This window comes from Streptococcus oralis (assembly GCF_019929365.1).
GTDB lineage: Bacteria > Bacillota > Bacilli > Lactobacillales > Streptococcaceae > Streptococcus > Streptococcus oralis_BT.
This window is the reverse complement of record NZ_JAHZPH010000001.1, coordinates 628,004-648,683: the sequence shown is the minus strand read 5'-3', so window position 1 is coordinate 648,683 and position 20,680 is coordinate 628,004. Positions and strand designations below refer to the sequence as shown.

Genomic DNA, 20,680 nt, shown 5'->3' with positions numbered 1-20,680 from the left:
GCTTTCACGTTGTTCAAGCCTCATTGCTCTTGACTCGTCACTTGCCTCTTAAAGAGGCTTTAGTATTACTTACCACTATCCCTAAAGGGATCCTCATATTCTTTTATACTCAATTTATCTAGTGCTATATCATGCTTTTCCTGATTTTGAATATATTTCCTAATTGTGGCTTCATTGAGCCCTACTGTACTCATATAATAGCCTTCTGCCCAGAAATGCCGATTCCCAAACTTATACTTGAGGTTGGCGTGTTTGTCAAACATCATAAGTGCACTTTTACCTTTTAAATAACCCATGAAACTTGAAACACTTATCCTCGGTGGAATACTGACTAACATATGTACATGATCAGGCATTAAGTGTCCTTCGATAATCTCAACACCTTTATAACTACATAATCGGTGGAATATTTCTCCCAAACTGTTTCGATATTGATTATAGATAACTTTTCGTCTATACTTAGGGGTGAACACAACGTGATATTTACACATCCACTTTGTGTGTGATAAACTATGTGCCTTTTGTGCCATATTTTTCTCCTTTCGCTTTACAATTGGCTTGAACACCTTTATTGTATCGCGTTTGGAGTTTTTTTGGTATAACTTTCGACGCGCACCCGCATAGCGGGTGGTTTATTTGTCTCGCACCTTACGGAGCGAGACGGACTAATAGTCACATAAATAAAAGAATTATCCCTTGGCAAAAACCAAGGGATAATTGTATTTTTTAACCAAGAGCTTCTCTCTTCTTATCTGGATTCCAGATAAAGCTTGCGACGAAAGTAAAGATAATCGTTAGGATACCAACAATCACAGCAAGAATGAGGGCAGGGATGCGGACAAACCACCATAGTGGGTTTGGTTTTTTATCGTTGTGCCATTGTTTGGTTTCTTCATCCAAACGCTGGAATTCTGCTTGGATACGATCTGCAACCATTTCGATTCCTTCATCATTCATTTTCTTGATGTCTGAGATTTCGATTGGATTTCCAAAGTTCATATCGACACGTTCGCGGCTGACTAAGCCTTTCAAGGTCATGGGACCTGTGTAGGTGACAGGCATGATACGGACCTTAGCCATTTTGGCAATCAAGGCTACGCCCCCCTTGACATCGTTTGAGTGACGGCTTCCACTTGGAAACATAATGAGAGAACGGTCGCTTTTTTTGAGGACATTGATAGGGTACTTGATGGCAGAAGCACTAGGATTTTCCCGGTCGATAGGAAAGGCGCCACACATACGGATCCACCAGCCAAAGATACGGTTGTTAAAAAGCTCTTTTTTTGCCATAAAGATGAACTGTTTTGGCTTGGTCGCAAAAGCCATGTATACTGGATCCCACCAGGTACGATGAGGAGCGACGAGGATATAGTTTTCATCTTGGCTAGGGATTTTATCAGTATTGTGATAGTGGGCATTGCCATTGATGGACCACAAGATCAGCATGACTAGTCCACGCAAATAAGTATAAAACATGAGATCTCCTTCGATTGTATTGCTTTTATTATTATACCTTATCAAAAGACTACTGGCAAACTTTTTCAGTTATCAGCCAACAGTTTTAGATGGGATTAGAATTCTTTTAAAAAAAATGATATGATAGAATTTATGGATAAAAATAAGATTATGGGATTAACCCAAAGAGAAGTCAAGGAAAGACAGGCTCAAGGTTTGGTCAATGACTTTACCGCATCAGCCAGTACCAGTACTTGGCAAATCATCAAACGAAATGTTTTTACACTTTTTAACGCTTTAAACTTTGCCATTGCTTTGGCACTAGCCTTTGTGCAGGCTTGGAGCAATTTGGTCTTCTTTGCTGTTATCTGCTTTAACGCTTTTTCTGGGATTGTGACCGAGCTACGGGCTAAACACATGGTGGACAAGCTCAATCTCATGACCAAGGAAAAGGTCAAAACCATCCGTGATGGTCAGGAAATTGCCATCAATCCAGAAGAATTGGTTCTAGGAGATGTCATTCGTTTGTCTGCGGGAGAACAGATTCCTAGTGATGCGCGGGTTTTAGAAGGATTTGCGGAAGTCAATGAAGCCATGTTGACGGGTGAGAGTGATTTGGTGCAAAAGGAAGTGGATGCTCTGCTTTTATCAGGGAGTTTCCTAGCCAGTGGCGCAGTTTTGGCTCAAGTCCACCATGTCGGAGCAGACAACTATGCTTCCAAACTCATGTTGGAAGCTAAGACAGTGAAACCCATTAACTCCCGTATCATGAAATCGCTGGACAAACTAGCTGGTTTTACTGGGAAGATTATCATTCCCTTTGGTTTAGCTCTCTTGTTAGAAGCCTTGATGTTAAAAGGTTTGCCCCTCAAGTCATCCGTTGTAAATTCATCGACAGCCCTTTTGGGAATGTTGCCCAAGGGAATTGCCCTTTTGACCATTACTTCGCTTTTGACAGCGGTGATCAAGCTGGGCTTGAAAAAGGTTTTGGTGCAGGAGATGTACTCTGTCGAGACCTTGGCTCGCGTGGATATGCTCTGTCTGGACAAAACGGGCACCATCACCCAAGGAAAGATGCAAGTGGAGGCTGTTCTTCCACTGACGGAAACTTATGGTGACGAGGCTATTGCCAGTATTCTAACCAGCTACATCGCTCATAGTGAGGATAAAAATCCAACAGCCCAAGCCATTCGTCAGCGTTTCCAAGGACAGGTAGCCTATCCCAAGATTTCGAATCTTCCCTTCTCAAGCGACCGCAAGTGGGGTGCTATGGAATTGGAAGGTCTAGGAACGGTTTTCTTAGGGGCGCCTGAGATGTTGTTGGACTCTGAAGTCCCAGAAGCCAGAGAGGCCTTGGAGCGAGGTTCTCGTGTCTTGGTCTTGGCTCTCAGCCACGAAAAACTAGACCACCACAAGCCACAGAAACCATCTGATATTCAGGCTCTAGCCTTGCTGGAGATCTTGGACCCCATTCGAGAAGGCGCAGCTGAGACACTGGACTATCTCCGTTCCCAGGAAGTGGGACTCAAGATTATCTCTGGTGACAATCCCGTTACGGTTTCCAGCATTGCCCAGAAGGCTGGCTTTGCAGACTATCACAGCTATGTAGACTGTTCAAAAATCACGGATGAGGAATTGATTGCCATGGCTGAGGGAACAGCAATTTTTGGTCGTGTTTCCCCTCATCAAAAGAAACTCATCATCCAAACGCTGAAAAAAGCGGGTCATACAACGGCTATGACAGGGGACGGGGTCAATGATATCCTGGCTCTTCGTGAGGCAGATTGTTCGATCGTGATGGCTGAGGGAGATCCTGCGACGCGTCAGATTGCTAATCTGGTTCTCTTGAACTCTGACTTTAATGATGTTCCTGAGATTCTCTTCGAAGGCCGTCGTGTGGTTAATAACATCGCCCATATCGCACCGATTTTCTTGATAAAGACCATTTATTCCTTCTTGCTCGCGGTGATTTGTATTGCTAGTGTTTTACTAGGGCGGTCTGAGTGGATCTTGATTTTCCCTTTCATTCCGATCCAGATTACCATGATTGACCAATTCGTGGAAGGTTTCCCGCCATTCGTTCTGACTTTTGAGCGAAATATCAAGCCTGTTGAACCAAACTTCCTCAGAAGATCCATGCTTCGTGCCCTACCAAGCGCACTCATGGTCGTGTTTAGCGTGCTTTTTGTGAAAATTTTTGGAACGAGTCAAGGTTGGTCTGAGTTAGAAATCTCAACCTTACTCTATTATCTTTTGGGGTCAATTGGTTTCTTATCTGTATTTAGAGCCTGCATGCCATTCACTCTCTGGCGTGTTCTCTTGGTTGTTTGGTCAGTAGGAGGTTTCCTAGCCACAGCTCTCTTCCCAACGATTCAAAAGTTGCTTGAAATTTCGACACTGACAGGACAAACACTACCTGTTTATGGGGCAATGATGCTGGTCTTTACAGTGATTTTCATTTTGACCAGTCGTTATCAAGCCAGAAAATAAAGAAAGACTGCAATCTGTGGATTGCGGTTTTTTTAGGCGTAAGATTGCTAGCTGAAATATGGTATAATAAAAGGTAATAGAGTTTTGGAAAGTGAGAGAAGATGATTTCAAAGAGATTAGAATTGGTAGCTTCCTTTGTGCCACAGGGGGCCGTTTTACTAGATGTGGGGAGTGACCATGCTTATCTGCCCATCGAGTTGGTTGAGAGAGGTCAAATCAAAAGCGCCATTGCAGGTGAGGTGGTGGAAGGCCCCTACCAATCAGCGGTGAAAAATGTTGAGAATCACGGTCTAAAGGAGAAAATCCAAGTCCGTTTAGCCAATGGCTTGGCAGCTTTTGAAGAGACAGACCAAGTGTCGGTCATCACCATTGCTGGTATGGGAGGGCGATTGATTGCTACGATCTTGGAGGAAGGGTTGGACAAGTTGGCTAGTGTCCAACGTTTAATCCTCCAACCCAATAATCGTGAAGACGACTTGCGCATCTGGCTACAAGAGCACGGATTTCAGATTGTAGCAGAAAGCATCCTAGAAGAAGCAGGCAAGTTTTATGAAATTCTAGTTGTGGAAGCAGGACAAATGAAGTTATCAGCAAGTGATGTCCGTTTTGGACCTATCTTGTCCAAAGAAGTCAGTCCAGTCTTTGTCCAAAAATGGCAAAAAGAAGCCGCTAAGCTAGAATTTGCCCTTAGCCAAATCCCAGAAAAAAATCTGAAGGAACGCCAAGTTCTAGTAGATAAAATTCAAGCCATCAAGGAGGTACTCCATGTTAGCAAGTGAAGTAATACAAGCTTATGAAGGCTTTTGTCCTCAGGAATTTTCTACGGAGGGAGACAGTCGTGGCCTGCAAATCGGCACTTTGGATAAGGATATCCAAAGGGTCATGGTTGCCCTCGATATACGCGAAGAGACGGTGGCAGAGGCCATTGAAAAGGGGGTGGACTTGATTATCGTTAAGCACGCGCCTATCTTTCGTCCTATCAAGGATCTGGTAGCCAGCCGTCCGCAAAATCAGATTTACATCGATCTGATCAAGCATGACATTGCAGTGTATGTCAGTCATACCAATATTGATATCGTTGACAACGGGCTAAATGATTGGTTTTGCCAGATGCTAGGCATTGAGGAGACGACCTATCTTCAGGAAACAGGCCCAGAACGTGGGATTGGGCGTATTGGTGACATTCAACCACAGACTTTTGGAGCATTTGCTCAGCATGTCAAGCAAGTCTTTGGTCTAGATAGCCTTCGAATGGTGCATTATCAAGAGAGTGATTTGCAGAAGCCTATTTCAAGAGTGGCCATCTGTGGTGGCAGTGGGCAGTCTTTCTACTCTGATGCTTTGGCAAAAGGGGCAGATGTCTACATCACTGGCGATATTTATTACCACACTGCCCAAGATATGTTGTCAGATGGCTTGCTGGCATTGGATCCAGGACATTATATCGAAGTGCTTTTTGTGGAAAAAATCGCAGCACTTCTTACTCAATGGAAGGCAGAAAAGGGCTGGACTGTTGATATCTTGTCTAGTCAGGCATCGACCAATCCTTTCCACCATATCTAGTTAGAAAGTGAAGACAATGAAAAAAGTTGCCATTATCGGAGCAGGGATTGTGGGGGCAACAGCTGCCTACTACCTCACGAAAGAAAGCGACCTAGAGATAACTGTTTTTGACCATGGTCAAGGTCAGGCAACCAAGGCAGCAGCGGGAATTATCAGTCCTTGGTTTTCAAAACGTCGCAATAAAGCCTGGTATAAGATGGCGCGCTTGGGAGCTGACTTTTATGTAGATTTGTTGGGTGATTTAGAAAAATCAGGGCGGGAAATTGACTTTTACCAGCGTTCGGGAGTTTTTCTCCTGAAAAAGGATGAATCCAAGTTGGAAGAACTTTATGAACTAGCCCTCCAGCGCAGAGAAGAATCTCCCTTGATAGGTCGGTTAGCCATTCTAGACCAAGCGTCTGCAAATGAATTATTCCCTGGCTTGCAGGGATTCGACCGCTTGCTCTATGCTTCTGGTGGAGCGAGAGTAGATGGCCAACTCTTGGTGACTCGTCTGCTAGAAGCCAGTCAGGTCAAGCTGGTCAAAGAAAAAGTGAGTCTGACACCTTTATCATCAGGCTACCAGATTGGCGAAGAGGTGTTTGAGCAGGTTATTTTGGCAACAGGAGCTTGGTTGAGAGACATTTTGGATCCTTTAGGATATGAAGTAGATGTTCGTCCCCAAAAGGGACAACTCCGAGATTATCAACTCTCAGAAGACCTAGAATCATACCCTGTTGTCATGCCAGAAGGGGAGTGGGATTTGATCCCTTTTGCAGGTGGGAAATTGTCCTTAGGCGCTACCCATGAAAATGATATGGGATTTGATTTGACAGTAGATGAAACCTTGCTCCAACAAATGGAGGAGGAAGCCTTACCTCACTATCCAGCCTTAGCTAAAGCGACTTCCAGATCTGAGCGTGTGGGAATCCGTGCTTACACCAGTGATTTCTCGCCTTTCTTTGGTGAAGTCCCTGGCTTAGCAGGTGCCTATGCAGCTAGTGGTCTAGGTTCATCAGGCCTCACAACGGGTCCTATCATTGGTTACCATCTAGCCCAATTGGTCCAAGACAAGGAGTTGACTTTGGACCCAGTAAACTATCCAATTGCAAACTATGTCAAACGAGTAAAAAGTGAATAAAATTTTACTGAAATTTTAGCAGGTAGTTTAGGATGGCAAATGACATTCCCTATCAAAAATGATAAAATAAGAAAAAATAATCCGAGAATCGAGGAAAAAAGATGCAAGAAAAGATTTTGGTAACTGGTGGTGCCGGTTTTATCGGAACCCACACTGTTATTGAGTTGATCCAAGCAGGTCATCAAGTTGTTGTGGTGGATAATCTTGTCAACAGCAACCGTAAAAGTATAGAAGTTGTTGAAAGAATCACAGGAGTTGAAATTCCGTTTTATGAGGCGGATATCCGTGATACAGATACCCTTAGAGATATCTTCAAGCAAGAAGAACCGACTGGTGTCATTCATTTTGCTGGTTTGAAGGCTGTTGGCGAATCAACCCGTATCCCTCTTACCTACTATGACAACAATATCGCTGGAACTGTCAGCCTTCTGAAAGCCATGGAAGAAAATAACTGTAAGAACATCATCTTCAGTTCTTCTGCGACAGTTTACGGAGACCCTCATACAGTTCCAATCTTAGAAGATTTCCCACTTTCAGTGACCAATCCATACGGTCGTACCAAGCTCATGCTAGAAGAAATTTTGACGGATATCTACAAGGCAGACTCAGAATGGAATGTGGTCTTACTTCGTTACTTTAACCCAATCGGAGCGCATGAAAGTGGAGACTTGGGAGAAAATCCTAACGGCATCCCAAACAATCTCTTGCCTTATGTTTCACAAGTAGCAGTTGGCAAACTAGAGCAAGTGCAAGTATTTGGAGATGATTACGATACAGAAGATGGAACTGGGGTTCGTGACTATATCCATGTCGTAGACCTAGCTAAAGGTCACGTTGCAGCTCTGAAAAAACTCCAAAAAGGTTCAGGTCTTAATGTTTATAACCTTGGAACGGGTAAAGGTTACTCCGTTCTTGAAATTATCCAAAATATGGAAAAAGCAGTGGGACGTCCTATTCCTTACCGCATCGTAGAACGTCGCCCAGGTGATATCGCTGCATGCTATTCAGACCCAGCAAAAGCCAAAGCAGAACTCGGATGGGAAGCAGAACTCGATATTACTCAAATGTGTGAAGACGCATGGCGTTGGCAAAGCAAGCATCCAAATGGATTTGAAGACTAAGATGATGATTTCAATCATTGTCCCATGTCTAAACGAAGAGGAAGTACTTCCTCTTTTTTATCAGTCTGTTGAAGCACTCCTTCCAGAATTGGGGGCAGAGATCGAGTATGTCTTTGTGGATGATGGTTCAAGCGATGGCACTTTGGAGCTTTTGAAGGCCTATCGGGTGCAAAATCCTGCGGTACATTATATTTCTTTCTCACGAAATTTTGGGAAAGAAGCGGCTCTGTATGCAGGCTTGCAGCATGCAACTGGAGACTTGTTGGTCGTGATGGATGCAGACCTTCAGGATCCTCCTAGTATGCTACTTGATATGAAAGCCTTACTAGACCATAATGCAGAATTGGACTGTGTTGGGACACGGAGAACTAGTCGGGAGGGAGAACCCTTCTTTCGCAGTTTCTGCGCTGACATCTTTTACCGCCTCATGCAAAAAATCAGCCCAGTAGCCCTGCCATCAGGTGTTCGTGATTTTCGGATGATGAGAAGGTCTGTGGTGGATGCCATTTTAAGCTTGACCGAGTCCAATCGTTTTTCTAAGGGCCTCTTTGCCTGGGTCGGTTTTCGAACATACTACCTAGACTATTCAAATGTCGAAAGACAGGCTGGCAAGACCAGTTGGAGTTTTAGACAGCTCTTTTTCTACTCGATTGAGGGGATTCTCAACTTTTCAGATTTTCCCTTGAGTATAGCCTTTGTAGCTGGACTCCTATCTTGTTTTATTTCTTTTATGATGACTGTTTTTGTGGTGTTTCGAACCCTTATCTTGGGGAATCCGACATCTGGCTGGACCTCTCTGATGGCTGTCATTCTCTTTCTTGGAGGGATTCAACTCCTGACGATTGGGATTCTCGGTAAGTATATCAGTAAGATTTATCTAGAGACCAAAAAAAGACCACTCTATCTCATCAAAGAAAAAAGTGATCTTTCTGTTTTTGAAGGAAAAAATAACCAGAAAAGACTATAATTTTACCTGGAAATATGCTAAACTAGTAGGTGTGGGAATAAAGAGAAAAAATCATCAACATTCATTCCCTGTACACTACGATGGATCTTTTAGAAGTGCACGTGTAGGGCACTGTTTGATAGCCTCCAGAACATCGCTGGTCTCAGCGATTTCTCTTTGCAGTTCATCAGGATCATCATAAAAGCGAACGATCCCATTATCATGGTAATCAAAGAGTTCAGAGTAGGTCTGGCAAAGCCCGCAGGCGATGCACCGTTCGGGTATAAGTGTGACTTTCATATTTATATTGTAATAAGAAAATGAAAAAAATACAAGGAGTAAGGTATGGAAAAAGAACCGTGGCAAGAAGATATTTATGACAACAGAGAAGAAGAAACAAGATTAGAGCGTCGTCACCGTAAACAAAAAGGAAAAGGTGTTGTTGCCAATCGTGTCTTGACCATTCTAGCTAGCCTCTTCTTTGTAATCGTTGTAGCGATGGTTGTCATATTGATTTACCTTTCTACTGGAGGAAGTAACCGCACGGCAGCCTTGAAGGATTTTTATGATTCTTCAGCTCCATCGTCAACCTCTAAAGTGGAAGAGTCTTCTTCCTCTACTAGTAAAGCTCAAGAAACGAAAGAATCAACTCCTTCAGAAAGTAGTTCTGAAGAACACACAGATGGAGAAGGAACGCTTACTGTGCAACCTGGAGAAGGAGAAGCAGCTCTCGCTCAGCGTGCAGGGATTTCCATTGCCCAGCTAGAAGCTCTGAATCCTTCTCATATGTCATCAGGAACTTGGTTTGCCAACCCAGGTGATGTCATCAAGACTAGATAGGAGTCGGAAATGAAGACAATTCAAATTGCTATTGATGGTCCTGCTTCCAGTGGTAAGAGTACAGTCGCAAAGATTATTGCTAAGGATTTTGGTTACACTTATCTCGATACAGGCGCTATGTACCGTGCTGCGACTTATATAGCACTCAAGCACCAGTTGGATGCAGGAAATGTAGACCAACTTCTTGAGCTTCTAAACCAACACCCCATTAGTTTTGGTCGTTCAGAAACAGGTGAGCAACTTGTTTTTGTAGGGGATGTTGATATTACTCATCCGATTCGTGAAAATGAAGTGACCAACAAGGTTTCAAGCATTGCTGCCATTCCTGAGGTGCGTGAGAAACTGGTTTCGCTCCAGCAAGAGATTGCTCAGCAAGGTGGTATCGTCATGGATGGGCGTGATATCGGGACAGTTGTTTTACCACAAGCTGAACTCAAGATTTTTCTAGTAGCCTCTGTTGAAGAAAGAGCAGAGCGTCGCTACAAGGAAAATATTGCTAAAGGCATTGAGACTGACTTGGAAACTTTGAAAGAAGAGATTGCTGCGCGTGACTACAAGGACAGTCATCGTGAAACCTCGCCTCTCAAGCAGGCTGAGGCTGCAGTTTACCTCGACACAACTGGGCTAAGCATCCAAGAAGTGGTCGAAAAAATTGAATCTGAAGCAAAAAAATATATGTCCTAGGGACGAGAGGAGCAGGCTAAATGAAGCCTGCTCCTTTTCTCTCTTTTGCGCGCGTTTCAAAACAGTCTTTTTGGGAGAATTTTGATAAAATAGTAATATCAATAAAAAGGACGGAAGCATGACAAAGAAAATTGTAGCCATTTGGGCCCAAGATGAGAAAGGTGTGATTGGTAAAGAAGAACGTCTCCCTTGGCATTTGCCAGCTGAGTTGCAACATTTTAAGGAAACAACTTTAAATCATGCTATACTGATGGGACGAGTGACCTTTGATGGAATGGGACGTCGTCTGCTTCCAAAACGGCAAACCCTGATTTTGACACGAAACAGTGACGAAGTCATAGATGGTGCGCTAGTGTTTCAAGATGTGGAGTCTGTTTTAGCATGGTATCAGAGTCAGGAAAAAAATCTCTATATCATTGGTGGAAAACAGATTTTTCAAGCTTTTGAACCCTATTTAGATGAAATCATCGTGACACAGATTCATGCTCAGGTGGAGGGAGATACCTATTTCCCTGAGGATTTTGACTTGTCTCTTTTTGAGACAGTCGCATGCAAATCTTATGAGCGAGATGAGAAAAATAACTATGATTTTACCATCGAATACCGAGATAGAAAGGAAGTCTAATGGAGCGCAGTATATTTGGATTTTTTACAGCTTTTTTGTGTGTGATCTGTATTTTGACTGGAGCACAGGCTTTTCGTAAGAAGCGCTATGGACTGTCTGCCTTACTCTGGTTGAATGCTTTTACCAATCTGGTCAACAGTGTCCACGCTTTTTATATGACCTTATTTTAGATAGAATGATAAATTAGAATGGAAGGAAATCATGCCTACAAATAGGAAAAATGATATGATGGTTTATTGCTCATTTTGTGGCAAGAGCCAAGAAGAAGTAAAGAAAATAATCGCTGGGAACAACGCCTTTATCTGTAATGAATGTGTGGAGTTGGCCCAGGAAATCATTCGGGAGGAGTTGGCTGAGGAAGTTTTGGCAGACTTGTCTGAAGTACCAAAACCAATCGAACTCCTCAATATCTTAAACCACTATGTGATTGGTCAGGATCGTGCCAAACGTGCCTTGGCAGTGGCTGTTTACAATCACTACAAGCGTATTAATTTCCACGATACGCGTGAAGAGTCAGAAGATGTGGATTTGCAGAAGTCAAATATCCTGATGATTGGCCCAACTGGTTCAGGGAAAACCTTCCTTGCTCAGACTTTAGCTAAGAGCTTGAACGTGCCTTTCGCTATTGCAGATGCGACAGCTCTGACTGAGGCTGGGTATGTGGGTGAGGACGTGGAAAATATCCTCCTCAAACTCTTGCAGGCTGCTGACTTTAACATCGAACGTGCAGAACGTGGGATTATCTACGTGGATGAAATTGACAAGATTGCCAAGAAGAGCGAGAATGTGTCTATCACACGTGACGTTTCGGGTGAAGGAGTGCAACAAGCTCTTCTCAAGATTATCGAGGGAACTGTAGCTAGCGTACCGCCTCAAGGAGGACGCAAACATCCACAACAAGAGATGATTCAGGTGGATACTAAAAATATCCTCTTTATCGTGGGTGGTGCTTTTGATGGCATCGAAGAAATCGTTAAACAACGTCTGGGTGAAAAAGTTATTGGCTTTGGACAAAACAATAAAGCGATTGACGAAAACAGCTCCTACATGCAAGAAATCATCGCTGAAGACATTCAAAAATTCGGGATTATCCCTGAGTTGATTGGACGCTTGCCTGTCTTTGCAGCTCTTGAGCAATTGACGGTCGATGACTTGGTTCGCATCCTGAAAGAACCAAGAAATGCCTTGGTCAAACAATACCAAACCTTGCTTTCTTATGATGATGTCGAGTTGGAATTTGACGACGAAGCCCTACAAGAGATTGCTAATAAAGCTATCGAACGCAAGACTGGTGCGCGTGGTCTTCGCTCCATCATAGAAGAAACCATGCTAGATGTTATGTTTGAAGTGCCAAGTCAGGAAAATGTGAAATTGGTCCGCATCACAAAAGAAGCTGTCGATGGAACGGAAAAACCAATCCTAGAAACAGCCTAGAGGTGACTATGGAAATCAATACACACAATGCTGAAATCTTGCTCAGTGTGGCAAACAAGTCCCACTATCCGCAGGATGAACTGCCAGAAATCGCCCTTGCAGGCCGTTCAAATGTCGGCAAATCTAGCTTTATCAACACCATGTTGAACCGAAAGAATTTGGCCCGTACATCAGGAAAACCTGGGAAGACCCAGTTACTCAACTTCTTCAACATTGATGACAAGATGCGCTTTGTGGATGTACCAGGTTATGGCTATGCCCGTGTTTCCAAAAAGGAACGTGAAAAATGGGGGCGCATGATTGAGGAGTATTTGACCACTCGGGAAAATCTCCGTGCGGTTGTCAGTTTGGTGGATCTCCGCCACGACCCGTCAGCAGATGATGTGCAGATGTACGAATTTCTCAAGTATTATGAGATTCCGGTTATCATCGTTGCGACCAAGGCGGACAAGATTCCTCGCGGTAAGTGGAACAAGCACGAATCAGCAATCAAAAAGAAATTAAACTTTGACCCAAGTGACGACTTCATCCTCTTTTCATCTGTCAGCAAGGCAGGGATGGATCAGGCTTGGGATGCAATATTAGAAAAATTGTGAGGGAAAGAAATGGCAAAAACAATTCATACAGACAAAGCTCCAAAAGCAATCGGACCATATGTTCAAGGGAAAATCGTTGGCAATCTTTTGTTTGCTAGCGGTCAAGTTCCCCTATCTCCTGAAACTGGAGAAATTGTAGGAGAAACGATCCAAGAACAGACAGAACAAGTCTTGAAAAATATCGGTGCTATTTTGGCAGAAGCAGGAACAGACTTTGACCATGTTGTTAAAACAACTTGCTTCTTGAGCGATATGAATGACTTTGTTCCTTTTAACGAGGTTTACCAGACTGCCTTTAAAGAGGAATTTCCAGCTCGTTCAGCTGTAGAGGTTGCACGTCTTCCTCGTGATGTAAAAGTCGAAATTGAAGTGATCGCAGAGATTGGATAAGCTAGTTGAAGTTTGGCTCTGCCAAACTTTTTTTGATATAAGGAGAGATAGATGACAAAGAAACAACTTCACCTGGTGATTGTGACAGGGATGAGTGGCGCAGGGAAAACAGTAGCCATTCAGTCCTTCGAGGATTTGGGATATTTCACTATTGACAATATGCCACCAGCCCTCTTGCCAAAGTTTTTGCAGTTGGTAGAGACCAAGGATGATGACCACAAACTGGCCTTGGTTGTGGACATGCGGAGCCGTTCCTTCTTTTCAGAGATTCAGGCAGTTTTGGATGAATTGGAAAACCAAGATGATTTGGATTTCAAAATTCTCTTTTTGGATGCAAAAGATAAGGAATTGGTGGCCCGTTACAAGGAAACCAGACGGAGTCACCCTCTAGCAGCGGATGGTCGGATTTTGGACGGCATCAAGCTGGAGCGCGAGCTCTTGGCACCTTTGAAAAACATGAGTCAAAATGTGGTGGATACGACAGAACTCACTCCTCGTGAACTTCGTAAAACCATTGCAGAGCAGTTTTCGGATCAAGAACAAGCCCAGTCTTTCCGTATAGAGGTCATGTCTTTTGGATTCAAGTATGGTATCCCTATCGATGCAGACTTGGTTTTTGATGTCCGTTTCTTGCCAAATCCCTACTATCTCCCTGAACTCCGCAATCAGACAGGTGAGGATCAAGCAGTTTATGATTATGTGATGAATCATGAAGAGTCTGAAAGTTTCTATCAGCACTTACTCGCCTTGATTGAGCCCATTTTGCCAAGTTACAAAAAAGAAGGCAAGTCTGTTTTAACCATTGCAGTAGGATGTACAGGTGGACAACACCGTAGTGTTGCCTTTGCAAAACGAATCGCTGAGGACCTTGCTAAAAACTGGCCTGTCAATGAAAGCCATCGTGATAAAGACAGAAGAAAGGAAACGGTAAACCGTTCATGAGAAAACCAAAGATAACGGTGATTGGTGGAGGAACAGGTATCCCCGTCATTTTGAAAAGCTTACGCGAAAAGGATGTTGACATCGCAGCCATCGTAACAGTCGCCGATGATGGTGGCTCTTCTGGTGAACTAAGAAAGAATATCCAACAGCTGACACCGCCAGGTGATCTTCGCAATGTTCTGGTAGCCATGTCGGATATGCCTAAGTTTTATGAGAAGGTTTTTCAGTACCGTTTCTCAGAAGAGGCTGGTGCTTTTGCGGGTCATCCTCTAGGAAATATCATTATAGCAGGACTTTCTGAAATGCAAGGATCTACCTACAATGCTATGCAATTACTCAGTAAGTTCTTTCACACAACAGGAAAAATCTACCCCTCAAGCGACCAGCCTTTGACACTGCATGCAGTCTTTAAAGACGGTTCTGAGGTGGCAGGTGAGAGCCACATTGCAGATCATCCAGGCATGATCGACCATGTCTATGTGACCAATACCTTGGATGATGAAACACCCCAAGCCAGCCGTCGAGTAGTCAATACCATTCTCGAGAGTGATATGATTGTCTTGGGGCCTGGTTCCCTCTTTACATCGATATTGCCAAATATTGTCATTGAGGAGATTGGGCAAGCACTCTTGGAGACCAAGGCGGAGATAGCTTACGTTTGCAATATCATGACTCAGCGTGGGGAAACAGAGCACTTTTCAGACAGTGACCATGTGGAAGTTCTCCATCGCCATCTAGGTCGGTCTTTTATTGATACGGTCTTGGTCAATATCGAAAAGGTTCCTAGAGAATACATGAATACCAACCGTTTTGATGAATATTTGGTTCAGGTAGAGCATGACTTTGCTGGTCTTTGCAAGCAGGTCCCTCGTGTGATTTCATCCAACTTCCTTCGTTTGCAAAATGGAGGTGCCTTCCATGATGGCGATTTGATTGTAGACGAATTGATGCGCATTATACAGGTGAGAAAATGAGTTTCACAGTTGCAGTAAAAGAGGAAATTCTTGGTCAACACCATCTAAGCCGCCATGAATTGTCTGCCATTATCAAGATGTCTGGCAGTATCGGTCTCTCTACTTCAGGCTTGACCTTGTCCGTCGTGACCGAAAATGCCAAGTTGGCTCGGCATCTCTATGAGTCCTTTCTCCATTTTTATGAGATCAAGTCAGAGATTCGTCACCATCAGAGAAGCAATCTTCGTAAGAATCGTGTCTACACGGTCTATACCGATGAGAGAGTGCAGGAGCTTTTAGCTGATTTGCGGCTTGCGGATTCCTTCTTTGGTTTGGAGACGGGTATCGATCCCGATATTTTAGCAGATGAGGAGGCTGGACGTGCTTATCTATGTGGGGCCTTTTTGGCAAATGGCAGCATCCGAGATCCGGAGTCTGGCAAGTACCAGTTGGAGATCAGTTCCGTTTATCTGGACCATGCCCAAGGACTAGCCTCTCTCCTCCAGCAATTTTTACTGGATGCCAAGGTTATTGAGCGAAAGAAAGGTGCAGTTACCTATCTCCAGCGGGCAGAAGACATCATGGATTTCTTGATCGTGATTGGGGCCATGCAGGCGCGTGATAATTTTGAGCGCGTCAAGATTTTGCGTGAAACCCGTAATGATCTCAATCGAGCCAATAACGCTGAAACAGCCAATATCGCTCGGACGGTCTCTGCTAGTATGAAGACCATCAACAATATCAGTAAAATCAAAGATAGAATGGGTTTGGAAAATTTACCCGTGGATTTGCAGGAGGTAGCTCAGTTGCGGATCCAGCACCCGGACTACTCTATCCAGCAGTTGGCAGATAGTCTGAGCATTCCCCTGACCAAAAGTGGTGTCAACCACAGACTCAGAAAAATAAACAAGATTGCAGATGAATTATAAAACCACGAATCGTTGATCCGTGGTTCTTTTCTTATAAACTTGTTGAGTGTTTTGGTTGTACTTTTTGCTCAGGGTCGATGTAGTTGATAGCATTGTTCACAGCAGTTGGTGCTTCTCCAAGACCTGTAGCAATCAAGTCAATCTTTCCTTCATAGTAGCAGCAGTCCCCAATGGCGTAGATACCTGCTTGACTGGATTCTTGCTTGCTGTTAACGATAATCTTGTGACGATTGAGGTCCAGCCCCCAATTTTTAAGATTACCAACAGATGATTTGAAACCATAGTTGACAAAGAGATGGTCTACTTCGATAGTCTCGGTTTCATCTGATTTGACTTTGGTGATTTCTAGTTTGTCGAGTGTTTTTCCATCTCCGATAAGTTGGCTAGGAATGAACGGTGTTTTGATGGTTACAGATGATTTTTGCAGGGATTGTACACTGTGTTCCAAGGCGCGGAAGTTATCTCTGCGGTGAACAAGGGTGGTTGGGGTAATTTTTTCAAAAGCTAGAGCCCAGTCCACTGCTGAGTCCCCGCCACCAAGGATGGTCACTTTCTTACCAGCGTATTGTTGAATGTTGGAAACGTGGTAGTGGATATTTTCATAGTCCTCAACGTTCTCCAATTCGAGCGGACGTGGTTTGAAGGCGCCACCACCCATGGCAATGATGACTGTTTTAGTCAGGTGACTTCCCTTGTTGGTTGTGATGGTAAAACCTTGATCTTGTTTCTCGATTTCAAGAACGGTTTCGTTGAGGTGAACAGGTGTTTCAAAGCCGTTTAGCTGTTCAATCAAGCGATTGGTCAGCTCTTCTCCAGTTAAGTTTGGGAAGCCTGGCACATCAAGGATTTGCTTTTCAGGGTAGAGGATGGCTGGCTGACCACCGAGCTGGGGAAGGGAGTCGATGATCTGGACTTTGGCTTGGCGTAGATGGGCGTAAAAGGCAGCAAAGAGCCCGACAGGACCGCCACCTACAATGGTAATATCATAGAGTTGAGACATGATTTCTCCTTCGTTTTTTCTAGTCAGTTTATTTTATCATATTTTTAATCAAATTAAAATGAAGCAGGATAGGGAAAAAATTGTTAGAAAATGGTATAATAGGAAGGAACGTGTTTTGATAGGGAGGGAACCAGGGATGAATTTTCAGCAATTTTCCAACTTACAATATTGGACGAGTTTGTTTTCAAGTCCTTGGACTATAGTCATCAATCTGATTGATATTTTGATTGTGACTTATATTTTGTATCATTTTACAAAGGCCATTGCAGGTACTAAAATCATGATATTGGTGCGGGGAGTTTTGGTCTTCATTCTAGCTCAAATTCTCTCCAATATGATTGGTTTAACGACCATTTCTTGGTTGATCAATCAGATCATCACCTACGGGGTCATTGCAGCAGTAGTCATCTTTTCACCAGAGATTCGGACAGGTCTAGAGCGGTTGGGGCGGGCAACGGATTTCTTTTCCAATGCTCCGATTAGCGCAGAAGAGCAGATGATTCGTGCCTTTGTCAAATCAGTCGAGTACATGAGCCCGCGTAAGATTGGTGCGCTGGTAGCAGTGCAGCGAGTGAGAACCTTACAGGAATACATATCGACGGGGATTCCCTTAGATGCCAAGATTTCAGCTGAATTGCTCATCAATATCTTTATTCCCAACACTCCCTTACACGACGGAGCGGTCATTATCCGAGAAGATCGGATTGCTGTTACTTCAGCCTACTTGCCACTAACTGAAAATACAGAGATTTCCAAAGAGTTTGGAACGCGTCACAGGGCGGCGATTGGTTTGTCGGAAGTGTCAGATGCTCTTACCTTTGTGGTTTCGGAAGAAACGGGTGGAATCTCAATCACCTATAATGGAGTCTTTAAGCACGATTTGACCTTGGAAGAGTTTGAATCTGAATTGAGAAGAATCCTACTTCCAACATCAGAGGAAAAACATGGTCTGAAAGAGCGTTTGCTAGGAGGATTGAAACATGAGAAAAAATAGTCTTTATATCATTTCTTCCTTCTTTTTCGCCTGCATTCTCTTTATCTATGCGACTTCTACAAACTATCAGAATAATAATAGTGCCAGACAGGTGCGGACGGAAACCTACACCAATACGGTCCTTAATGTCCCAATAGATATTCAGTATGATAGCGACCAGTACTTTATCAGTGGCTTCACGTCAGAAGTAACGGTTTTCTTGACAGGTTCCAATCGAGTTGCTTTGGCAAGCGAAATGCAGGAAAGTACGCGTAAATTCAAGGTGACAGCTGACTTAACCAATGCCAGTGTAGGGACCATCGAAGTTCCTCTAAACATAGAAAATCTACCAAGTGGTTTGACCGCTGTTGCAACACCGCAAAAGATAACAGTGAAGGTCGGTAAAAAAGCAAAACGAGGCAATGTAATCGTTGTGCCAGAGATTGATCCTAGCCAGATTGATTCTCGTGTGAAAATCGATACAGTTACTGTGTCAGATGAAAAAGTAACGGTTATTAGTGATGAGGAAACCCTCTCCAAAGTAGATCGTGTCATTGCCATCTTACCGACGAGTGAACGGATAACAGGTAACTACTCGGCTTCTGTTCCTCTACAAGCAGTTGATAAAAATGGAAATGTTTTGCCAAGTGTCATTATGCCGTTTGACACAACTATGAAAATTACAACAAAAACAGCAACGTCTAGTTCGAGTAACTCGTCAACAAGTTCCTCAGAGAGCAGTTCGTCTTCAACGAGTTCAGAAACGAAATCAGATTCGTCTAAACAATAATAAATAATAGAAAAGGATGATAAATAAAATGGGTAAATATTTTGGGACTGATGGAGTCCGTGGAGAAGCAAACGTAGAACTGACGCCAGAATTGGCCTTTAAATTGGGACGTTTTGGTGGTTATGTCCTTAGCCAACACGAAACGGAAGCCCCTAAAGTTTTTGTAGGACGTGATACACGTATCTCAGGAGAAATGCTAGAGTCTGCCTTGGTGGCAGGTCTTCTCTCTGTAGGAATTCACGTCTACAAACTCGGTGTCCTTGCGACACCAGCAGTAGCTTATTTGGTCAAAACTGAGGGAGCCAGTGCAGGTGTCATGATTTCAGCGAGTCACAACCCAGCCCTTGATAATGGAATTAAGTTCTTTGGTGGGGATGGCTTCAAACTTGATGACGAAAAAGAAGCAGAAATCGAAGCCTTGTTGGACGCTGCCGAAGACACACTTCCTCGTCCGAGTGCTGAGGGCTTGGGAACCTTGGTGGACTATCCAGAAGGTTTGCGTAAGTATGAAGGCTACCTTGTTTCAACTGGAACTCCTCTTGAGGGAATGAAAGTTGCCTTGGATACAGCCAACGGTGCAGCAGCTACAAGTGCCCGTCAGATTTTTGCTGATCTGGGTGCGCAATTGACTGTAATTGGGGAGACACCAGATGGTCTTAACATCAACCTAAATGTTGGTTCAACTCACCCAGAAGCTCTCCAAGAACTAGTCAAAGAAAGCCAGTCAGCTATTGGTTTGGCCTTTGACGGAGACAGTGACCGCTTGATTGCTGTCGATGAAAATGGCGACATCGTCGATGGTGATAAGATCATGTACATCATCGGGAAATACCTTTCTGAAAAAGGACAGTTGGCTCAAAACACCATCGTGACAACGGTTATGTCTAACCTTGGCTTCCATAAGGCTTTGGAGAGTGCTGGCATTAACAAGGCAGTCACTGCAGTTGGAGACCGCTATGTTGTCGAAGAAATGAGAAAATCAGGCTACAACCTTGGTGGTGAACAATCAGGTCACGTTATCTTGATGGATTACAATACAACTGGTGATGGTCAATTATCAGCTGTTCAATTGACCAAAATCATGAAAGAAACAGGTAAGAGCTTGTCTCAACTGGCATCAGAAGTGACGATTTACCCACAAAAACTGGTCAATATCCGAGTGGAAAATGCTATGAAAGAGAAAGCCATGGAAGTACCAGCCATCAAGACAATCATCGAAAAGATGGAAGAAGAAATGGCAGGGAACGGTCGTATCCTTGTCCGCCCAAGTGGAACAGAACCCCTCTTGCGCGTCATGGCAGAAGCCCCAACAACAGAAGAAGTTAACTACTACGTAGATACAATTGCTGCTGTTGTTAAAGATGAAATCGGTATTGACTAAAGCCTAGAAAACTAGATGAAATGATAAAAATGTGGTACAATTGCATAGTAAATTGTAGCAATGGGAGAGAAAAATGAATCTTAAACGAGAACAAGAATTTGTTAGCCAGTATCACTTTGATGCTCGTAACTTTGAATGGGAAAATGAAAATGGAGCTCCTGAAACCAAGGTAGATGTGAACTTTCAGTTGCTCCAACATGACCAAGAAAACCAAGTAACTTCGCTAGTCGTTATCTTGAGTTTCATGATTGTCTTTGACAAATTTGTCATCAGCGGAACAATTTCTCAAGTTAACCATGTGGAAGGTCGTATTGTCAACGAACCAAGCGAATTTAACCAAGAAGAAGTCGAAACCTTGGCACGTCCATGTTTGAACATGCTCAATCGTTTGACGTATGAAGTAACAGAAATCGCCTTGGATCTTCCAGGGATCAATTTGGAGTTTTAG

At 43.6% G+C, this 20,680-nt stretch carries 24 protein-coding genes; 20 read left to right on the top strand and 4 right to left on the bottom strand.

Going from position 1 to position 20,680, the window contains the following annotated elements; translation table 11 throughout:
- Positions 1-65: 65 nt before the first annotated feature.
- Positions 66-530 (bottom strand): IS200/IS605 family transposase, encoded by a 465-nt coding sequence (tnpA, locus tag K1I53_RS03325; RefSeq protein ID WP_093584533.1) that lies wholly within the window; start codon positions 528-530, stop codon positions 66-68.
- Positions 531-726: 196 nt separating this feature from the next.
- A complete protein-coding gene (locus tag K1I53_RS03320) occupies positions 727-1,476 on the bottom strand; it encodes a lysophospholipid acyltransferase family protein (RefSeq protein ID WP_223328341.1) in 750 nt (249 codons plus the stop codon).
- Between the two features lie 132 nt (positions 1,477-1,608).
- Between K1I53_RS03320 and K1I53_RS03315 the strand changes: the two genes are divergently transcribed.
- From K1I53_RS03315 to K1I53_RS03290, 6 genes are all read left to right on the top strand, one after another.
- A complete protein-coding gene (locus K1I53_RS03315) occupies positions 1,609-3,945 on the top strand; it encodes a cation-translocating P-type ATPase (RefSeq protein ID WP_223328426.1) in 2,337 nt (778 codons plus the stop codon).
- A 101-nt stretch (positions 3,946-4,046) separates the two neighbouring features.
- Positions 4,047-4,724, top strand: a complete 678-nt coding sequence (locus K1I53_RS03310) for a tRNA (adenine(22)-N(1))-methyltransferase (RefSeq protein WP_223328339.1) — start codon at positions 4,047-4,049, stop codon at positions 4,722-4,724.
- The gene (locus K1I53_RS03305; RefSeq protein ID WP_223328329.1) at positions 4,711-5,508 is read left to right on the top strand and encodes a Nif3-like dinuclear metal center hexameric protein; all 798 of its coding nucleotides are present in this window, start codon (positions 4,711-4,713) and stop codon (positions 5,506-5,508) included. The genes K1I53_RS03310 and K1I53_RS03305 overlap by 14 nt, the downstream gene beginning before the upstream one ends.
- A gap of 16 nt (positions 5,509-5,524) precedes the next feature.
- Entirely contained in the window at positions 5,525-6,628 is a 1,104-nt protein-coding gene (locus tag K1I53_RS03300) for an NAD(P)/FAD-dependent oxidoreductase (RefSeq protein WP_223328299.1), read from the top strand.
- Between the two features lie 101 nt (positions 6,629-6,729).
- Positions 6,730-7,749, top strand: coding sequence for a UDP-glucose 4-epimerase GalE (galE, locus tag K1I53_RS03295; protein ID WP_223328297.1), 1,020 nt, complete (start codon positions 6,730-6,732; stop codon positions 7,747-7,749).
- Positions 7,733-8,716: a glycosyltransferase family 2 protein gene (locus K1I53_RS03290; protein ID WP_223328295.1), complete on the top strand. Its 984-nt coding sequence runs from the start codon at positions 7,733-7,735 to the stop codon at positions 8,714-8,716. The genes galE and K1I53_RS03290 overlap by 17 nt, the downstream gene beginning before the upstream one ends.
- 75 nt (positions 8,717-8,791) lie before the next feature.
- Here the strand turns inward: K1I53_RS03290 and K1I53_RS03285 are convergent, their stop codons facing one another.
- Positions 8,792-8,995 (bottom strand): ferredoxin, encoded by a 204-nt coding sequence (locus K1I53_RS03285; RefSeq protein ID WP_084976091.1) that lies wholly within the window; start codon positions 8,993-8,995, stop codon positions 8,792-8,794.
- 45 nt (positions 8,996-9,040) lie between these two features.
- Between K1I53_RS03285 and K1I53_RS03280 the strand changes: the two genes are divergently transcribed.
- The 10 genes from K1I53_RS03280 to whiA all read left to right on the top strand — a co-directional run bounded on the left by K1I53_RS03280 (position 9,041) and on the right by whiA (position 16,088).
- Complete coding sequence (locus K1I53_RS03280; protein ID WP_223328288.1) at positions 9,041-9,535, top strand: SAG1386/EF1546 family surface-associated protein; 495 nt, start codon at positions 9,041-9,043, stop codon at positions 9,533-9,535.
- Positions 9,536-9,544: 9 nt separating this feature from the next.
- Positions 9,545-10,219 (top strand): (d)CMP kinase, encoded by a 675-nt coding sequence (cmk, locus tag K1I53_RS03275; RefSeq protein ID WP_223328286.1) that lies wholly within the window; start codon positions 9,545-9,547, stop codon positions 10,217-10,219.
- A gap of 118 nt (positions 10,220-10,337) precedes the next feature.
- Positions 10,338-10,844, top strand: a complete 507-nt coding sequence (locus K1I53_RS03270) for a dihydrofolate reductase (protein ID WP_223328283.1) — start codon at positions 10,338-10,340, stop codon at positions 10,842-10,844.
- Complete coding sequence (locus K1I53_RS03265; protein ID WP_000442252.1) at positions 10,844-11,014, top strand: hypothetical protein; 171 nt, start codon at positions 10,844-10,846, stop codon at positions 11,012-11,014. The genes K1I53_RS03270 and K1I53_RS03265 overlap by 1 nt, the downstream gene beginning before the upstream one ends.
- Positions 11,015-11,045: 31 nt before the next feature.
- Entirely contained in the window at positions 11,046-12,278 is a 1,233-nt protein-coding gene (gene clpX / locus K1I53_RS03260; protein ID WP_002874765.1) for an ATP-dependent Clp protease ATP-binding subunit ClpX, read from the top strand.
- 8 nt (positions 12,279-12,286) lie between these two features.
- Positions 12,287-12,874 (top strand): ribosome biogenesis GTP-binding protein YihA/YsxC, encoded by a 588-nt coding sequence (yihA, locus tag K1I53_RS03255; RefSeq protein ID WP_223328281.1) that lies wholly within the window; start codon positions 12,287-12,289, stop codon positions 12,872-12,874.
- Positions 12,875-12,883: 9 nt separating this feature from the next.
- The gene (locus K1I53_RS03250) at positions 12,884-13,264 is read left to right on the top strand and encodes a RidA family protein (RefSeq protein WP_001140420.1); all 381 of its coding nucleotides are present in this window, start codon (positions 12,884-12,886) and stop codon (positions 13,262-13,264) included.
- 51 nt (positions 13,265-13,315) lie between these two features.
- Positions 13,316-14,206, top strand: a complete 891-nt coding sequence (gene rapZ / locus K1I53_RS03245) for an RNase adapter RapZ (RefSeq protein WP_000163046.1) — start codon at positions 13,316-13,318, stop codon at positions 14,204-14,206.
- Positions 14,203-15,180 carry a YvcK family protein gene (locus K1I53_RS03240; RefSeq protein ID WP_223328279.1) on the top strand — a complete coding sequence of 326 codons (978 nt, stop codon included), beginning with the start codon at positions 14,203-14,205 and terminating at the stop codon, positions 15,178-15,180. Before rapZ ends, K1I53_RS03240 begins: the two co-directional genes overlap by 4 nt.
- Positions 15,177-16,088, top strand: coding sequence for a DNA-binding protein WhiA (whiA, locus tag K1I53_RS03235; RefSeq protein WP_223328278.1), 912 nt, complete (start codon positions 15,177-15,179; stop codon positions 16,086-16,088). The genes K1I53_RS03240 and whiA overlap by 4 nt, the downstream gene beginning before the upstream one ends.
- 31 nt (positions 16,089-16,119) lie before the next feature.
- On the opposite strand, the gene K1I53_RS03230 is transcribed toward whiA, so the two are convergent.
- Complete coding sequence (locus K1I53_RS03230; RefSeq protein WP_223328276.1) at positions 16,120-17,088, bottom strand: NAD(P)/FAD-dependent oxidoreductase; 969 nt, start codon at positions 17,086-17,088, stop codon at positions 16,120-16,122.
- A 136-nt stretch (positions 17,089-17,224) separates the two neighbouring features.
- On the opposite strand from K1I53_RS03230, the gene cdaA reads away from it, so the two are divergent.
- The 4 genes from cdaA to K1I53_RS03210 all read left to right on the top strand — a co-directional run bounded on the left by cdaA (position 17,225) and on the right by K1I53_RS03210 (position 20,680).
- Positions 17,225-18,082 (top strand): diadenylate cyclase CdaA, encoded by an 858-nt coding sequence (gene cdaA, locus K1I53_RS03225; protein WP_084974910.1) that lies wholly within the window; start codon positions 17,225-17,227, stop codon positions 18,080-18,082.
- Positions 18,069-18,851, top strand: a complete 783-nt coding sequence (locus K1I53_RS03220) for a CdaR family protein (RefSeq protein ID WP_223328273.1) — start codon at positions 18,069-18,071, stop codon at positions 18,849-18,851. The genes cdaA and K1I53_RS03220 overlap by 14 nt, the downstream gene beginning before the upstream one ends.
- 28 nt (positions 18,852-18,879) lie before the next feature.
- Positions 18,880-20,232 carry a phosphoglucosamine mutase gene (glmM, locus tag K1I53_RS03215; RefSeq protein ID WP_223328271.1) on the top strand — a complete coding sequence of 451 codons (1,353 nt, stop codon included), beginning with the start codon at positions 18,880-18,882 and terminating at the stop codon, positions 20,230-20,232.
- Between the two features lie 73 nt (positions 20,233-20,305).
- Complete coding sequence (locus tag K1I53_RS03210) at positions 20,306-20,680, top strand: DUF1149 family protein (protein WP_001050092.1); 375 nt, start codon at positions 20,306-20,308, stop codon at positions 20,678-20,680.

Bases quoted from the DNA above. Each gene is read 5' to 3' on its own strand.
- tnpA (WP_093584533.1), bottom strand. From the start codon at position 530: ATGGCACAAAAGGCACATAGTTTATCACACACAAAGTGGATGTGTAAA.
- K1I53_RS03320 (WP_223328341.1), bottom strand. From the start codon at position 1,476: ATGTTTTATACTTATTTGCGTGGACTAGTCATGCTGATCTTGTGGTCC.
- K1I53_RS03315 (WP_223328426.1), top strand. From the start codon at position 1,609: ATGGATAAAAATAAGATTATGGGATTAACCCAAAGAGAAGTCAAGGAA.
- K1I53_RS03310 (WP_223328339.1), top strand. From the start codon at position 4,047: ATGATTTCAAAGAGATTAGAATTGGTAGCTTCCTTTGTGCCACAGGGG.
- K1I53_RS03305 (WP_223328329.1), top strand. From the start codon at position 4,711: ATGTTAGCAAGTGAAGTAATACAAGCTTATGAAGGCTTTTGTCCTCAG.
- K1I53_RS03300 (WP_223328299.1), top strand. From the start codon at position 5,525: ATGAAAAAAGTTGCCATTATCGGAGCAGGGATTGTGGGGGCAACAGCT.
- galE (WP_223328297.1), top strand. From the start codon at position 6,730: ATGCAAGAAAAGATTTTGGTAACTGGTGGTGCCGGTTTTATCGGAACC.
- K1I53_RS03290 (WP_223328295.1), top strand. From the start codon at position 7,733: ATGGATTTGAAGACTAAGATGATGATTTCAATCATTGTCCCATGTCTA.
- K1I53_RS03285 (WP_084976091.1), bottom strand. From the start codon at position 8,995: ATGAAAGTCACACTTATACCCGAACGGTGCATCGCCTGCGGGCTTTGC.
- K1I53_RS03280 (WP_223328288.1), top strand. From the start codon at position 9,041: ATGGAAAAAGAACCGTGGCAAGAAGATATTTATGACAACAGAGAAGAA.
- cmk (WP_223328286.1), top strand. From the start codon at position 9,545: ATGAAGACAATTCAAATTGCTATTGATGGTCCTGCTTCCAGTGGTAAG.
- K1I53_RS03270 (WP_223328283.1), top strand. From the start codon at position 10,338: ATGACAAAGAAAATTGTAGCCATTTGGGCCCAAGATGAGAAAGGTGTG.
- K1I53_RS03265 (WP_000442252.1), top strand. From the start codon at position 10,844: ATGGAGCGCAGTATATTTGGATTTTTTACAGCTTTTTTGTGTGTGATC.
- clpX (WP_002874765.1), top strand. From the start codon at position 11,046: ATGCCTACAAATAGGAAAAATGATATGATGGTTTATTGCTCATTTTGT.
- yihA (WP_223328281.1), top strand. From the start codon at position 12,287: ATGGAAATCAATACACACAATGCTGAAATCTTGCTCAGTGTGGCAAAC.
- K1I53_RS03250 (WP_001140420.1), top strand. From the start codon at position 12,884: ATGGCAAAAACAATTCATACAGACAAAGCTCCAAAAGCAATCGGACCA.
- rapZ (WP_000163046.1), top strand. From the start codon at position 13,316: ATGACAAAGAAACAACTTCACCTGGTGATTGTGACAGGGATGAGTGGC.
- K1I53_RS03240 (WP_223328279.1), top strand. From the start codon at position 14,203: ATGAGAAAACCAAAGATAACGGTGATTGGTGGAGGAACAGGTATCCCC.
- whiA (WP_223328278.1), top strand. From the start codon at position 15,177: ATGAGTTTCACAGTTGCAGTAAAAGAGGAAATTCTTGGTCAACACCAT.
- K1I53_RS03230 (WP_223328276.1), bottom strand. From the start codon at position 17,088: ATGTCTCAACTCTATGATATTACCATTGTAGGTGGCGGTCCTGTCGGG.
- cdaA (WP_084974910.1), top strand. From the start codon at position 17,225: ATGAATTTTCAGCAATTTTCCAACTTACAATATTGGACGAGTTTGTTT.
- K1I53_RS03220 (WP_223328273.1), top strand. From the start codon at position 18,069: ATGAGAAAAAATAGTCTTTATATCATTTCTTCCTTCTTTTTCGCCTGC.
- glmM (WP_223328271.1), top strand. From the start codon at position 18,880: ATGGGTAAATATTTTGGGACTGATGGAGTCCGTGGAGAAGCAAACGTA.
- K1I53_RS03210 (WP_001050092.1), top strand. From the start codon at position 20,306: ATGAATCTTAAACGAGAACAAGAATTTGTTAGCCAGTATCACTTTGAT.